Source organism: Bradyrhizobium sp. AZCC 1577, from assembly GCF_036924575.1.
GTDB lineage: Bacteria > Pseudomonadota > Alphaproteobacteria > Rhizobiales > Xanthobacteraceae > Bradyrhizobium.
On the sequence record NZ_JAZHRQ010000001.1, the window covers coordinates 5,802,444 to 5,817,494 of the forward strand.

Genomic DNA, 15,051 nt, shown 5'->3' on the forward strand with positions numbered 1-15,051 from the left:
CCGAAGTGAGAGCGCCAAAAACCCTTTCTTGAAACGAGGTTTGCGATGTCCAAGCGTAAGATTTTGGTGAGCTTTGCTGCGATGTGCATGCTGAGCACCGCGGCGGCGGCCCAGGGGCCGAAAGCAGGCGGCGTGATCAACGCCGTGATCCAGCCTGAGCCGCCAAGCCTGATGATGGGTCTGGTGCAGAACGGCCCGACGCAGATGGTGGCCGGCAATGTCTACGAAGGCCTGCTCCGCTACAGCCCCAAGCTCGATCCCCTGCCCGGCCTCGCCGAAAGCTGGTCGGTCAGCGAGGACGGCAAGGTCTACACGTTCAAGCTCGTGAAGGGCGTGACCTGGCATGACGGCAAGCCGTTCACCTCGGCCGACGTGCTGTTCTCGATCGAGTTCCTGAAGCAGACGCACGCGCGCGCACGCGGCAATCTTGCGCAACTCGAAAAAGTGGAAGCGCCGGACGAATCCACCGTCGTCTTCACCCTGAAGCAGCCGTTCGGCCCGTTCATCGGCATCTTCGAAGTCGGCTCGCTGCCGATGATCCCGAAGCACCTCTATGAAGGCACCGATTTCAAGACCAACCCAGCCAACAACACGCCTGTCGGCACCGGCCCCTTCATGTTTAGGGAATGGCAGAAGGGCTCGTTCATCCGCCTCGTCAAGAATCCGAGCTACCACGTCAAGGGCAAGCCCAACATCGACGAGATCTACTGGCACGTGATTCCGGACGCCGCCGCACGTTCGGTCGCTTACGAGACCGGCAAGGTCGACGTGCTGCCGGGCGGCTCGGTGGAGAATTTCGACGTGCCGCGCTTGAGCAAGTTGAAGAACACCTGCGTCACCGGCGCGGGCTGGGAATTTTTCAGCCCGCATTCCTGGCTCTGGCTCAACAACCGCTCCGGCCCCACCGCGAACAAGAAATTCCGCCAGGCGCTGATGTTTGCGATCGATCGCAACATGGCCAAGGACGTGGTCTGGAACGGCCTCGGCAAGATCGCGACCGGTCCGTCGGGCTCGGCGATCAAGTACTACACCAACGCGGTGCCGAAATACGACCACGATCCGGCCAAGGCGAAGGCCCTGCTCAAGGAAGCCGGCTATAAGGGTGAGAAGGTTCGCATGCTGCCCCTGCCCTATGGCGAGACGTGGCAGCGCTGGGCCGAGATGGTCCGCCAGAACCTGCAGGACGTCGGGATCAACGTCGAGATGATCGCGACCGACGTCCCCGGCTGGAACCAGAAAGTCTCCGAGTGGGACTACGATATCGCGTTCACTTATCTCTACCAGTACGGCGATCCCGCGCTCGGCGTTGGCCGCAACTATGTCTCGAGCCAGATCGCCAAGGGGTCGCCGTTCAACAATGTCGAAGGCTATTCGAACCCCGAGATCGACAAGCTGTTCGCCGACGGCGCGGTCGCCTTCCCCGACGCGGCGCGCGAGGAGATTTACGCCAAGGCGCAGAAGATCCTCGTCGAGGACGTGCCGGTGGCATGGATGCTCGAACTGCAATTCCCGACCATCACCCGCTGCAGCGTCAAGAACCTGATCACGACCGGCATCGGCGTCAACGACGGTTTCCGCGACGCCTGGATCGAGAAGTAATCGCCGCCTCATCGGGTGTCAGGGTTCAATCCTGACGCCCGAACACCGCGTCTCCAACGCCAGCGACAGCCCATGATCTCCTTCATCGCCCAGCGGATCGCGAAAGCTATCGTCGTTCTTCTCGCGCTTGTCGTCATGAACTTCTTCCTGATCCGGATGGCGCCGGGCGATCCGGCGGTGGTGATGGCGGGCGAAGCCGGCGCGGGCGACCAGCTCTTTATCGCCCAGCTCCGCGAGAAGTTCGGCCTCGATCAGCCGCTACCGGTGCAACTGTTTCTCTATGTCAAGGGCATCGTCAGCCTCGATCTCGGATTTTCGTTCCGCCAGCAGATGCCGGTCTCGAAGCTGATCCTCGATCGCCTGCCGGCGACGCTGTTGCTGACGGGCACCGCGTTCGCGATCTCGCTCGCGTTCGGCATCCTGTTCGGCGCATTGGCGGCGCGCTTTGCCGGCACCTGGGCCGACACCGCGATTACGATCGCGGCGCTGATCTTCTACGCCACGCCGCTGTTCTGGGTCGCGTTGATGGCGATTCTGTTGTTTTCGGTCACGATGGATTGGCTGCCGAGTTTTGGTTATGAGACGGTCGGCGCAGGCTACACCGGCCTTGCGCATGTCCTCGACGTCGCCGCCCATCTGATCCTGCCGGCGACGACGATCGGGCTGTTCTTCATGGCGACCTACGCCCGCATGACGCGCGCCTCGATGCTGGAGGTTAGCCGGCTCGACTTCGTCAAGACCGCGCGCGCCAAGGGACTGTCGGATGCCGTGATCCAGCGCCGTCACGTGCTGCGCAACGCGCTGTTGCCGGTCGTCACCCTGGCCGGCCTGCAGGCCGGCACTCTGGTCGGCGGCGCCGTGCTGACTGAAACCGTGTTCGCCTGGCCCGGCATCGGCCGCCTGATGTATGAGGCGCTGCTGCAGCGCGACTACAATCTGTTGCTCGGCGTTTTCGTCGTCTGCTCGGCCATGGTGCTGGCCTTCAACCTGATCACGGACCTCGTCTATCGCTCCGTCGATCCCCGCATCGAGTTCGCCGCATGAAACAGGTTTCGCGAATGCTGTTGCGCAATCCCGGCGGCATGATCGGCATCACGATCCTCATCGTCGCCGTCGCCGTAGCGCTGTTTGGTCCCCTGCTGTTTCCGACCTCGCCGTGGCGCATGGTGCAACGGCCGTTCCTGCCGCCGTTCACGCTGGCCGGCTTTCCGCTCGGCACCGATGCGCTCGGCCGCGACGTGATGGCCGGCATCATCTATGGCGCGCGCGTCTCGCTGCTGGTCGGCCTGATCTCGACGCTGGCCTCGCTCGCGGTCGGCATTCCGCTCGGCGCAGTAGCCGGATATTTCGGCGGCAAGATCGACGATGCCCTGATGCGGTTCACCGAGTTCTTCCAGACCGTTCCGAGCTTTGCGCTGGCGATCGTCCTCGTCGCGATCATGCAACCGTCCATCGTCTCGATCGTGGCCGCCATTGCCATCGTGAGCTGGCCGCCGGTGGCACGGCTGGTGCGCGGCGAGGTGCTGTCGTTGCGCACGCGCGAATACGTCCAGGCGGCGGTCGTGACCGGCCAGACCAACTGGTGGATCATCTGGCGCGAGATCCTGCCCAACGCGCTGTCGCCCGTCATCGTGCTGGCTTCGCTGATGGTCGCGACCGCGATCCTGCTCGAGTCCTCGCTCTCCTTTCTCGGTCTCGGCGACCCCAACCTGATGTCGTGGGGCTACATGGTCGGCGCCGGCCGCACCGTGATCCGTCAGGCCTGGTGGATCACGGTATTCCCCGGCATCGCCATTCTGGTTTCGGTGCTGGCGCTGAACCTGATCGGCGAAGGCCTCAACGACGCGCTCAACCCTCGCCTCGCCAAGGGAGGACGCTGAGCATGACCCTCGTCGTCAAGAACTTGAAGCTGGCGCTGCCGCCGGGCGGTGACCGTGCCCACGCCGTGGACGACGTTTCGTTCGATCTCACCGCCGGAAAAATCCTCTGCGTGGTCGGTGAATCCGGCTCCGGCAAATCGATGTGCGCCCACGCGCTGATGGGGCTGCTGCCGGATACGTTGACGGCAGAATCCGGAGAGATTCTGTTCGAGGGAAGGAACCTCTTGTCGCTCAGCCCGGCGGAATGGCTGGCGTTCCGCGGCCGCGGCATCGCGATGGTGTTCCAGGAGCCGATGACGGCGCTCAATCCATTGATGCGCATCGGCGAGCAGATCGCCGAGATGTTCGAGGCGCATGGCCTACTGACGCCGAAGGAGCGGCAGCAGAAAGCCCTCGCCCTGATCCGCGAAGTCGGCCTGCCCGATCCGGAGCGCGCGGTGCGCGCCTATCCCCATCAACTGTCCGGCGGCCAGCGCCAGCGGGCCATGATTGCCATGGCATTGGCACTAGAGCCGGCCGTGCTGGTGGCCGACGAACCGACGACGGCGCTCGACGTCACGACGCAGGCGCAGATCCTCAAGCTGATCCGCGACCTGCAGCGCCGCCGCAACATGGCCGTCATGTTCATCACCCATGATTTTGGCGTCGTCGCCGAGATTGCCGATCGCGTGGTCGTGCTTCAGCACGGCAAGGTCGTCGAACAGGGCACTGCCGACGACGTGCTGCTCCGCGCGCAACATCCCTATACCCGCGCATTGCTCGCCGCCGTTCCAACCCTGCAGCCGCCGCAGCGGACGCCCCTGCCCGATCGCAATAAGGCGGTGGAAGTGATCGGGCTCGGCAAGACTTACGTCAGCGGCGGCGGCTGGTTCCGCAGCGCGCGCCGCGTACAAGCGGCCAAGGACGTCAGCTTCGACATTTTTCGCGGCGAGACGCTTGGGCTGGTCGGCGAATCCGGTTCGGGAAAATCGTCCGTCGCGCGGCTCGTGATGCGCCTGATCGAGCCCGACGCCGGCACCGTCCGCATCGGCGATGTCGATCTCACCCGCATCCGCGGCAAGGCGCTGCGCGAGCAGCGCCGCCGCATCCAGATGGTATTTCAGGATCCGTTCGCCTCGCTCAATCCGCGCCGGAAAGTCGGCAACATCATCACGGATGGGCCGATTGCGCATGGCGTCGATCCGGCGGCCGCGCGAAAACGTGCCGGTGAACTGCTTGGCCTCGTCGGCCTCAACGCCGGCGCGATGGAACGATTTCCGCATGAGTTCTCCGGCGGGCAACGCCAGCGCATTGGAATCGCGCGAGCGCTGGCGCTCGACCCGGAAATCCTTGTCGCCGACGAAGCGGTCTCCGCGCTCGACGTATCGGTGCAGGCCCAGGTGCTGGACCTGCTGGAGGATTTGAAGGCCCGGCTCGGTCTGTCGATGCTGTTCATCACCCACGATTTGCGCGTGGCCGCGCAGATTTGTGACCGCATCGCCGTAATGCAGCATGGCGCGATCGTCGAACTCAAATCCGCGTCGCTGCTGTTCGCGGCCCCCGAGCACACCTACACGCGCGAACTGCTCTCGGCGGTGCCTGGCCAGACGTCATCGTCCAAGGCGGCATGAACGGGGCCACGAACGATGCGCTGCGTCCTGGTTAGCAAGAGCCTCGATCTTCGCGGCTATCTCGGCCCGCAATTCATGCGCGCCGCCGACCGTATCGAAATCATCAGCCATCCGCACGAGGGACCGGCAACTGACATCCGGCTGGCGGTGGCCTGGCATCCTCCGGATGACGCATTCGAACGCTATCCCAATCTGCAGGCCGTCTGCTCGATCGGCGCCGGCGTCGACAACATTTTGGCGTGTCCCAGCCTTCGCCCCGATGTCGACGTTATCCGTGTCGTCGATCCGGCGCAGGCGCAGATGATGTCGGGCTTCGTTGCCTGGCACGTGATCGGCCATCAGCGGCGCTTTGCGACCTATCAGGCGCAGCAGCGCGAGGAATGCTGGCAGCGCCTCGGCCAGCGCCGGGCGCAGGACGTGCCGGTCGGCATTTTGGGCTTTGGCGAAATCGGCCGCCGTGTCGCTGCCGATCTTGCCTTGCTTGGCTTCCCTGTCATGGCGTGGAGCCGGACCGCGAAGCCGACGCCGCAGGGCATCCGCGGCTTCGACGGCGCCGCGGGCCTCGAAGCCATGCTCGGCCAGACCGAGGTCCTCGTGAACCTGCTGCCACTGACGCCGGAGACAAAAGGCATTCTCAACCGCACGACATTCGCCCGAATGTATCGCGGCGGCTACCTGATCCAGGTCGGCCGCGGCGAACATCTGGTCGAGGCCGATCTGCTTGCCGCGCTGGAGGAAGGGCAATTGGCCGGCGCTGCGCTCGACGTCTTCGCAACCGAGCCACTGGCGCCGCGGCATCCGTTCTGGCGGCATCCTCGCATCGTCGTCACGCCACACGATGCCTGCGAGGTGAGCGTGGAAGCGATCGGCGCAACGTTTCGCGCGACGGCGGAAGCGATACGGGCCGGCCGCCGGCCGCCGCACTCGATCGACCGTGAACGGGGCTATTGAGGACCTGCTCGTCCAGCGCCTCGATCAGGCGCTGACAGCGTTAGACGTGATTTCGGAGCAGTGAAGGACGCCCGCGCCTCACGCGCCGGCGGACGGCAGGCTGGCGGCGGCAATGGCCACGATCTGGGAAAGCCGGCGCCCGATCCGGGAGGAGGCGCTGCTCAGCAATGAACGAACCTGTCGCATCTCTTCATCTTCCATGTGCGCCGGGGGCAAGGCGCACGGGGAAAATGGTCTCAAGCCGCGAACTAGTCGAGATGTCGGGGAAAATAGCAACGCCCGCTTCGTCGAGAGGCCGCCCGGCAGTGGAATCATTGCCGCGATCGACCCGCCGGCGGATGAAATTTTCTCCGCGGATTCTGACCTCAGAGCCCGGTGATTCCGCTATCTCACCGTGCTTGAGCCGGCTGCGGCGCATCAAGAAACCGTCGCAGCGACGCCAGAACCACATCGAGCCGATCATGATGAAGCCAGTGCCCAGCGCCCGCGATCTTCTGCAGTTCGGCGCTATTGAAATACGCGAGCAGGCCGGCGGGATCGGGGAGAAAACTTTCATCGCCCCACATCAACAGGGTCGGACAGGTGATGCGCGACCACAGGGCGGCATAGTTGTCCGGCGAAAGCCGGTATGGTGCCCTCGCCCGCTGATAATGATCGAACTTCCAGCGATAGAGGCCGTCGGAGCCCTGGCGAACACCGTGGCGGGCAAGATGCAGCGCCAGTGTCGGCGTCAGCCGCTTGTTGCGCGCGGACAACCGCTGCGCCGCCTCCTCGACCGTCCGGAACGCGCTCGGTTGATACTCCGCGATACGGTCGAGCTGGTCGATCCATCGCGACATCTGCTCGTGGATCGGCGCAGCCTGCGAGCCCGACAGGAAAGCACCGTCCAGCACCACCAGCCGCGAGACCCTCTCTGGGTAGGTACCGGCATAGGCCGATGCGACCATGCCGCCCATCGAGTGGCCGACAAACGCCGCGTCCTGCAGCCCTGCAAAGCGCATCAGCCGGGTCATGTCATAGACGTTGTCAGTCAGGCTGTAGCTGCTTCCCTTCGCCCATTCGGAATCGCCGTGCCCGCGCAGGTCCGGCGCCATGATATGGAAATGCGGCTGCAGGTCCCGCGCTATCGCATCCCAGTTGCGGCAATGATCGAGCCCGCCGTGAATCAGGATCAAAGGCGGCGCGGCTTCGTTGCCCCAGTCGACATAATGCAACCGCAGCCCCTGCGACTCGTAAAAGCGATCTGCCGGCTCGGCCATCGTGGATCTTCCCTCGCGAAGGTGATGGCCTATTTCGGCGCGAACCCGAACGTCCGTTCGAAGCGCTTGGCGTAGTCGGGCCACACCTCGGGATTGACGATGCGCGGCGGCCGCCTGCCGTCGAGCGCATCGAGAATCTGTTCGGCGGCGATCCGGCCCATATTGATGCGCGCTTCCTTGGTCACTCCGGCCGTGTGCGGGCTCGCCAGCACATTGTCGAACTGCAGCAGCGGGTGCTCCGGCGGCGGCGGCTCCTTGTCCCATACATCGAGGCCGGCTCCCGCAATGCGTTTGTCGCGCAACGCCTCGTATAGCGCCTCCTCATCGTGAATGAAGCCGCGCGCCGTGGTGATGAAGAAGGCGTGCGGTTGCATCAGCGCGAACTCGCGGGCGCCGATCATGCGGCGATTCTCCTTGGTCAGGGGGCAGGAGATCGACACGAAATCCGAACGGCGCATCAGATCGTGAAGCTCGACCTTTTCGCCGCCGCGGGCGGCGATTTCTTCCGCGGTCAGATAGGGATCGTAAGCAATCACCTTCATATGCAGCAGGCCGTTGCAGAGCTCGGCGATACGGCGGCCGACATTGCCGATCCCGACGATGCCGACCGTCTTGCCTTGCACCTCGTTGCCAATCAGCGCGTTGCGGTTGACGTTGGCCTGGCGGCGCAGCGCGCGGTCGGATTCGAGGATGCGCTTGGACAGCGTCAGCATCATCCCCAGCGCATGTTCGGCGACCGAATTCGCGTTGCCGCCGGACTGGTTGACGACGAGCACGCCGGCCGCCGTGCAGGCGTCGACGTCGACGGGATCGAAGCCCGCGCCGTTCGAGGAGACGATCAGGAGGTTCGGCGCCCGCCGCAACAGATCCTGATCGACATGGAAATGCCTGGCGATCTCGTCGCGCGCCGCGCCGACCTGATAGGCATGCGCCGCCGACAAGATCGGCGCTGCGATCGTATCCGGGCTGTCATTCTCCAGCCGGTCGAGCCGCACGTCAGCACGCGCTTTCATGATATCGACGTAGATCTCGTGGGCGAGGTATTTGACATAGAACACGCGCTTGTTGTTGACGGTCATTTTCCTTGGCAACTTTCGGTTCGGGCGGGGCGTAAGCTGGTTTGGCGGGAGCCGATCAGGAAACAGGTTTCGGCGGAAGGATGGCCGGCGTCGATGCAACCGGCGCCGCAGCGTCTGCAGCAGTCCGGACATATCCAGCCATGGCCCCCTCCCCGAAATCTTTTCCTATTTATCTCACATCGTCGCATGCCGAGTGTAGCGCCGCGCGGCGCAGAGCCGGATACGATCGGGACATGTTGACAATCCCGCCGATGGCGTCAAGTTTCGCCGCTCCAGGGATGAGCGCGAACGAAAGACGTCGCGGGCAAAGGAGACCAAAATGCCGGTTGCGGAGGAAAAAACCTCGCCCGAAACCTCTGAGAAGAGCTGGCACGGTATCGTGCTGCAAAGTCTCAAGCGCAACGACATCCGCCTAATCCCCTACGTGCCCGACCGCGTCCTCACGACGCTGATCAGGAACCTGCACGCCGATCCCTTCTTCACCACCTTCCCCGCGGCACGCGAAGAGGAAGCGGTCGGCATCGTCTCCGGCGCCTGGATGGCCGGCATGCGTGGCGCAGTGCTGATGCAGACTTCGGGATTTGCAACGCTCGCGAACGTGCTGGCGTCGCTGGCCGTGCCCTATCAGATCCCGCTGATCATGTTCGTGTCCGAACGCGGCACGCTCGGCGAATTCAACTACGGCCAGTCGCTGGTGTGCCGCACCATGCGGCCAGTGCTGGACTCGCTCGCGATGGAGCATCACACCATTACCCGACTGGACGAACTGGAATTCATCGTCGACCGCTCGATCAAGCAGGCCATCAGCACGCAGGCGCCGGTGGCGTTGATCCTCTCCCCGCTTCTGACCGGCGGCAAAGTCTTCGACAAGTGAGCGATCTCATGAACAGCGATACCCCTGCCCGCAACACCAAGGTCATGAACCGCTTCGATCTCACCTCGCGGCTGATTGCGAAGTTGAAGAACGAGGAAGCCGTGATCGGCGGCATCGGCAACACCAATTTCGACCTGTGGGCCGCCGGCCACCGGCCGCAGAATTTCTACATGCTCGGCAGCATGGGTCTCGCCTTCCCGATCGCGCTCGGCGTCGCGCTCGCGCAACCGGAACGCCGCGTATTCGCGCTCGAAGGCGACGGCTCGCTGTTGATGCAACTGGGATCGCTCTCGACGATCGCGACATTGGCGCCCAGAAATCTCACCATGATCGTGATGGACAACGGCATCTACCAGATCACCGGCGCGCAACCGACGCCGGCTGCAGCCGTGGCCGACATCGTCGCCATCGCGGTCGCGAGCGGCCTCGCCAACAGCGCCTGGGCGGCGGACGAGGAGGACTTCGAGCGCCTGATCGAGCGATCCATGTCGGCCGCGGGCCCGGCGCTGATCGGCGTGCGCATCGACGACAAGCCAGGCGTCGGCACCACCCGCCGGGATCCCGTGCAGATCCGGGAGCGCTTCATGCACGGTATGGGCGTACGGGAGCCGCTCTGAGGGGCGATTAACCACAGGCCTTGCCAGTTCACGTGCATGGGATGGCCGGCACGGAAATCGTGCTATGCCATTCCGATGACGATCATCCTTCGACTATTCGCCTGGGGCCTTGCCGCGGCAATCGCCTTCGCGACGCTCGGTCCGGCGGAGCAACGGCCGCATTCAAACCTCGGGCAGAACGGGGAGCATGCGCTTGCCTTTGTGCTGCTGGGGCTCGCCTTCGGATTGGCCCACACGCGCAACCGGTTGCACACGGCGGCCTTCGTCATCGCTTACACCGGCCTGATCGAAATCCTGCAGTTCTGGGCGCCGGGCCGGCATGCCCGTATGGAGGACTTTGTGGTCGACGCGCTGGCAGCATCCATCGGGCTTGCGGCTGCTATGGTGCTCGACAGGAAGATCAGGCGATCGCGCCATAGCGCATCGTGACAAGAAAAACCCTCGCGGGACGATCGCCCGCGAGGATGGCTCAGTAAGAGCTGCGTTCGTTAGAGCGTTTTCCAGCGAAGTGGACACCGGTTCGCGTCAAGAAAACGCGTTAAAACAAAAATCTAGAGCCCGGTTCTGATTCAATCAGAACCGAAAAGGCTCTAGTCGAGGATCCTGACAACCCTGCGCGTGCGCGGCTCCACGATCACGCGACGATCGTTGACCACCGCATAGCGGTATTCGGTGTATCGCGGCACCGTGCGCAGTTGGACGGTCGGCGGCAATGGCTCGCCCACTACGACATGCTCACGAACCACGACAGAGCGGTCTCGCGGGACCGAATTGATCACGGCGTTCGGAATTTCCACGGCCGCGCCGAGCGCAGCACCCACGGTGCCGCCGACGATCGCGCCGACCGGGCCACCGACTTCAGCGCCCGCGGCGGCGCCATCTGCGGCGCCTTGCGCGGTTGTCGATTGAGCGAATGCCGCGCCAGAGGTCAGCAACGAAGCAGCAATCAGTGAAACGGCCAAACGATTATTCATCACGTGCTCCAGTAAATTGATGATGTGTCTCAACCACGGGAGGCGTACGAAAGTTCCGGTTCCAATGCGGCAGCAAGAAGGGCCGCGCCGATAGCTCGGCGCGGTTCCAGTCACAGGGAGGAGTACAGAGATCGATCAGGCTTTGGTGATTTCGTGGCTCGCCATCATTTCGAGCGCGCGCACCATTCCCGAATGGTCCCATGCCTTGCCGCCTTGAGCGGTACAGGAGCTGAACAATTGCTGGGCCAGCGCCGTGCTCGGCAAGGAAAGGCCGAGCGCACGCGCGCCTTCCAGCGCCAGGTTGAGATCCTTCTGGTGCAGCTCGATCCGAAAGCCCGGCTCGAAATTGCGCTTCACCATGCGCTCGCCGTGCACTTCGAGAATGCGCGACGATGCGAAGCCGCCCATCAGCGCCTTGCGCACCAGCGCCGGATCCGCGCCGGCCTTCGATGCAAACAACAGCGCCTCGCCGACCGCCTCGATCGTCAGCGCCACGATGATCTGGTTGGCGACCTTGGTGGTCTGCCCGTCGCCATTGGCGCCGACCAGGGTGACGTTCTTGCCCATCTTGTCAAACACGGGCTTCATCGCGTTGAACGCTCGCTCCGGTCCGCCGACCATGATGGTGAGGCTCGCCGCCTTGGCGCCGACCTCGCCACCGGAGACCGGTGCGTCGAGATAATCGGCGCCGAGCGCCTCCACCTTCTTGGCAAATTCCTTGGTGGCGAGCGGCGAGATCGAACTCATGTCAACAACGATCTGCCCCTTGGAGAGGCCCTCGGCGACGCCGCCGGGCCCGAACAAGACTGCCTCCACATGCGGCGTGTCAGGCACCATGATGATGACGACGTCGGCCTTCTCGGCGACTTCCTTGCCCGATTTGCAGACCTCGCCGCCGGCCGCAACCAGCTCTGGTGCGATGGGTCCGACATCGTGCAGGAACAGGTGATGGCCGGCGGCCTGCAGATGGCCCGCCATCGGGCGCCCCATGGTGCCGAGGCCGATAAAGCCGATATCGATCATTTCAACTCCCCTTATTTCGTTTCTTGTTCAGGTATCGGCCGTCAGCGCCGCGTGCCAACCAAGGCCCTCGACCGTCGTCGTCCTCGGCTTGTACTCGCAACCGATCCAGCCGCGATAACCAATAGCGTCGAGATGGCGGAACAGGAAGGGATAGTTGATCTCGCCGGTGCCCGGTTCATTGCGGCCGGGATTGTCGGCGAGCTGCACATGGGCGATGCACGGCAGATGCTTTTGCAAACTTCGCGCGATGTCGCCTTCCATCACCTGCATGTGGTAGATGTCGTACTGCACGAACAGATTGCTCGAGCGCACATCGGCAATGAGCTGAAGCGCCTGTGCGGTCTTGTTCAGGAAAAAGCTGGGTATGTCGATCGTGTTGATCGGCTCGATCAGGAGCTTGATCTGCTGCTTGGCGAGCGCGTCTGCCGCAAAGCGCAGATTGCCGATCAATGTCTCGTTGAGATCGACCGCATCAGCGCCGTCAGGCGCGATGCCGACGAGGCAATTGAGCTGGCGGCAATCGAGCGCCTTGGCGTAATCGATGGCGCGTCCGACGCCGTCACGAAATTCGTCGACGCGATCGGGCAGGATGGCGATGCCGCGCTCGCCGGCCGCCCAGTTGCCAGCGGGGAGATTGTGCAGCACCTGCGTCAGCCCGTGCTGGTGCAATTGCTCGCGCAGATCGGCCTTGTCGAAATCATACGGGAATAGATATTCGACGCCGTTAAATCCTGCCGCTTTGGCGGCCGCAAAGCGATCGAGGAACGGCTGCTCGCCGAACAGCATCGTGAGATTGGCGGCAAATTTCGGCACGATCAGATTCTCCCTTTATGCCGGCAGCAGCTTGCCGGATTGCGGCGCGCTCGCTTTGGCCGGGGTGTCGTCCAGCGGCAGATCGAGCACCTCCTCGAACTCAATGATGTTGTCGATCTCGGTGCCCATCGAGATGTTGGTGACCCGCTCGAGAATGAATTCGACCACGACAGGCACCTTGAATTCCGCCATCCATTCGCGCGCGGTCGCGAACGCCGCCTGCGCATGGTTCGGATCGGTGACGCGGATCGCCTTGCAGCCGAGCCCCTCCGCGACCGCGACATGGTCCACGCCATAGACCCCGATCTCGGGTGCGTTGATGTTCTCGAAGGAAAGCTGGACGTGGTAGTCCATGTCAAAACCGCGCTGCGCCTGGCGGATCAGTCCGAGATAGGAGTTGTTCACGACGACGTGGATGTAGGGCAGCTTGAACTGCGCTCCGACCGCGAGTTCCTCGATCAGGAACTGGAAATCGTAATCGCCTGACAGCGCAACGATCTGGCGCGACGGATCGGCCGCGCGCACGCCAAGTGCCGCCGGCAATGTCCAGCCGAGCGGGCCGGCCTGCCCCGCATTGATCCAGTTGCGCGGGCCGTAGACGCCGAGGAACTGCGCGCCGGCGATCTGCGACAATCCGATCACGCTGACGTAGCAGGTGTCGCGTCCGAACGCCCTGCTCATCTCCTCATAGACGCGCTGCGGCTTGATCGGGATGTCGTCGAAATGGCTCTTGCGCAGCATCGTGCGCTTGCGGTCCTGGCACGCCGCCGGCCATGCCTGCCGCTCCCTCAGCTTGCCGGCCTTGCGCCACTCCCTGGCGACCGTGACGAACAATTCCAGCGCCGCCTTAGCGTCGGAGACGATGCCGAAATCGGGATTGAACACGCGTCCGATCTGCGTCGGCTCGATATCGACATGCACAAATTTGCGGCCCTTGGTGTAGGTCTCGATCGAGCCGGTGTGCCGGTTGGCCCAACGGTTGCCGATGCCGAGCACGAAGTCGGATTGCAGCATGGTCGCGTTGCCGTAGCGGTGGCTGGTCTGCAAGCCGACCATGCCTGCCATCAGCACGTGATCGTCGGGAATAGCGCCCCACCCCATCAAGGTCGGAACCACGGGAACGTTGACCGTCTCGGCGAACTGCACCAGCAGTTCGGACGCGTCGGCATTGATGACGCCGCCACCGGCCACGATCAGCGGCCGCTCCGCCGCATTGAGCATGTCGAGCGCTTTCTCGATCTGCTTGCGGGTCGCCGCGGGCTTGTAGACCGGCAACGGCTCATAGGTCTCGTCGTCGAATTCGATTTCCGCAAGCTGCACATCGAGCGGCAGGTCGATCAGCACCGGCCCCGGACGCCCGGAACGCATGATGTGAAACGCCTGGCTGAACACCCGCGGCACCAGCGCCGGCTCGCGCACGGTCACCGCCCATTTCGTCACCGGCTTGGCAATTGCTTCGATATCGATCGCCTGAAAGTCTTCCTTGTAGAGCCGCGCCCGCGGCGCCTGCCCGGTGATGCACAAAATCGGGATCGAATCCGCGATCGCCGAATAAAGCCCGGTGATCATGTCGGTGCCGGCCGGACCCGAGGTACCGATGCAGACACCAATATTGCCTGATTTGGCGCGGGTATAGCCCTCGGCCATGTGCGAAGCGCCCTCGACATGGCGCGCCAGGATATGCCCGATCGAGCCGCGCTTCTTCAGCGCGGAGTAAAGCGGGTTGATCGCCGCACCGGGAACACCGAAGGCGATGGTCACGCCTTCCTTCTCCAGGATCCGCACAGCCGCATCGATCGCCCGCATCTTCGCCATGTCGCGCCTCGCTCACCAGTGTTGGCTCTGGCGGCGATCTTCGTGGCCGTGAGACGCAATCTCAACGCGGGTGATTTTATTTCCCGCGGAGTGGAAGGGAGTAGAAAATACGCGACAAATCAGGCGCTTGGTTCACGAACGTGGTGGAAAGCCTGTGAGGACGCCGTTGCGAGGAGGATTTGCGCCCGAACTCAGTCCAGATTCTTCCGCTTCAACTTCATCTGCATATCGAACTTGAGGTCATACTTCTTGCCGTCCGCGCAGACGGCGTCATCGACCTCAAACTGCTGGTCGTCTTCATCCATCTCGAGCTTGCCGCCTGAACATCCCTCGACCTGAACCGCAGCGACAAGCTTTGCGCGCTCGTCTTCAGTGACCGCGCGATCGGCGAGCGCAGGAAGCGCCGACAGGACCAGTATCGCAGTTGATGTGATCAATCGCATATCAAGCCCTCCTGAGATCCGCTTCGAGCCAGCAGTTGAATGCCTGCGGCTGGCAATGGTTCCGGATTTCAGCCAATTCGCACTGCCGAAACCCCAGGCAGAATTATTGCACAA

Annotated in this window: 16 protein-coding genes; 9 read left to right on the forward strand and 7 right to left on the reverse strand. The window is 63.4% G+C overall.

Annotation, left to right across the window (positions count from 1 at the left end; translation table 11 throughout):
- Positions 1-45: 45 nt before the first annotated feature.
- The 6 genes from V1278_RS27665 (at position 46) to V1278_RS27690 (ending at position 6,419) form a co-directional block, all read left to right on the forward strand.
- Positions 46-1,599: an ABC transporter substrate-binding protein gene (locus V1278_RS27665; protein WP_334382881.1), complete on the forward strand. Its 1,554-nt coding sequence runs from the start codon at positions 46-48 to the stop codon at positions 1,597-1,599.
- 72 nt (positions 1,600-1,671) lie between these two features.
- Entirely contained in the window at positions 1,672-2,643 is a 972-nt protein-coding gene (locus V1278_RS27670) for an ABC transporter permease (RefSeq protein WP_028348831.1), read from the forward strand.
- A complete protein-coding gene (locus V1278_RS27675) occupies positions 2,640-3,479 on the forward strand; it encodes an ABC transporter permease (protein ID WP_334382882.1) in 840 nt (279 codons plus the stop codon). Before V1278_RS27670 ends, V1278_RS27675 begins: the two co-directional genes overlap by 4 nt.
- A 2-nt stretch (positions 3,480-3,481) precedes the next feature.
- Positions 3,482-5,089 (forward strand): ABC transporter ATP-binding protein, encoded by a 1,608-nt coding sequence (locus tag V1278_RS27680; RefSeq protein WP_334382883.1) that lies wholly within the window; start codon positions 3,482-3,484, stop codon positions 5,087-5,089.
- A gap of 15 nt (positions 5,090-5,104) precedes the next feature.
- Positions 5,105-6,040 (forward strand): 2-hydroxyacid dehydrogenase, encoded by a 936-nt coding sequence (locus tag V1278_RS27685; protein WP_334382884.1) that lies wholly within the window; start codon positions 5,105-5,107, stop codon positions 6,038-6,040.
- 112 nt (positions 6,041-6,152) lie between these two features.
- On the forward strand, positions 6,153-6,419 hold the full coding sequence (locus tag V1278_RS27690; RefSeq protein ID WP_334382885.1) for a hypothetical protein: 267 nt from the start codon (positions 6,153-6,155) through the stop codon (positions 6,417-6,419).
- Positions 6,420-6,429: 10 nt separating this feature from the next.
- On the opposite strand, the gene V1278_RS27695 is transcribed toward V1278_RS27690, so the two are convergent.
- Both V1278_RS27695 and V1278_RS27700 read right to left on the reverse strand, forming a co-directional pair.
- The gene (locus V1278_RS27695) at positions 6,430-7,299 is read right to left on the reverse strand and encodes an alpha/beta fold hydrolase (protein WP_334382886.1); all 870 of its coding nucleotides are present in this window, start codon (positions 7,297-7,299) and stop codon (positions 6,430-6,432) included.
- 29 nt (positions 7,300-7,328) lie between these two features.
- Complete coding sequence (locus V1278_RS27700) at positions 7,329-8,378, reverse strand: hydroxyacid dehydrogenase (protein ID WP_334367990.1); 1,050 nt, start codon at positions 8,376-8,378, stop codon at positions 7,329-7,331.
- Between the two features lie 319 nt (positions 8,379-8,697).
- Between V1278_RS27700 and V1278_RS27705 the strand changes: the two genes are divergently transcribed.
- From V1278_RS27705 to V1278_RS27715, 3 genes are all read left to right on the forward strand, one after another.
- Positions 8,698-9,252 (forward strand): decarboxylase, encoded by a 555-nt coding sequence (locus tag V1278_RS27705; RefSeq protein ID WP_334367989.1) that lies wholly within the window; start codon positions 8,698-8,700, stop codon positions 9,250-9,252.
- An 8-nt stretch (positions 9,253-9,260) separates the two neighbouring features.
- Positions 9,261-9,869, forward strand: coding sequence for a thiamine pyrophosphate-dependent enzyme (locus V1278_RS27710; protein ID WP_334382887.1), 609 nt, complete (start codon positions 9,261-9,263; stop codon positions 9,867-9,869).
- Positions 9,870-9,944: 75 nt separating this feature from the next.
- Entirely contained in the window at positions 9,945-10,298 is a 354-nt protein-coding gene (locus V1278_RS27715) for a VanZ family protein (protein ID WP_334382888.1), read from the forward strand.
- A 161-nt stretch (positions 10,299-10,459) separates the two neighbouring features.
- Here the strand turns inward: V1278_RS27715 and V1278_RS27720 are convergent, their stop codons facing one another.
- The 5 genes from V1278_RS27720 to V1278_RS27740 form a co-directional block, all read right to left on the reverse strand.
- Positions 10,460-10,843, reverse strand: coding sequence for a DUF1236 domain-containing protein (locus tag V1278_RS27720; protein WP_334367986.1), 384 nt, complete (start codon positions 10,841-10,843; stop codon positions 10,460-10,462).
- A gap of 135 nt (positions 10,844-10,978) precedes the next feature.
- On the reverse strand, positions 10,979-11,866 hold the full coding sequence (locus V1278_RS27725; RefSeq protein ID WP_334382889.1) for a 2-hydroxy-3-oxopropionate reductase: 888 nt from the start codon (positions 11,864-11,866) through the stop codon (positions 10,979-10,981).
- 27 nt (positions 11,867-11,893) lie between these two features.
- Positions 11,894-12,679: a hydroxypyruvate isomerase gene (gene hyi / locus V1278_RS27730; protein ID WP_334382890.1), complete on the reverse strand. Its 786-nt coding sequence runs from the start codon at positions 12,677-12,679 to the stop codon at positions 11,894-11,896.
- A 15-nt stretch (positions 12,680-12,694) separates the two neighbouring features.
- Positions 12,695-14,494, reverse strand: a complete 1,800-nt coding sequence (gene gcl, locus V1278_RS27735; protein WP_334382891.1) for a glyoxylate carboligase — start codon at positions 14,492-14,494, stop codon at positions 12,695-12,697.
- A gap of 191 nt (positions 14,495-14,685) precedes the next feature.
- Complete coding sequence (locus V1278_RS27740; protein ID WP_334367982.1) at positions 14,686-14,937, reverse strand: PepSY domain-containing protein; 252 nt, start codon at positions 14,935-14,937, stop codon at positions 14,686-14,688.
- Positions 14,938-15,051: the final 114 nt, after the last annotated feature.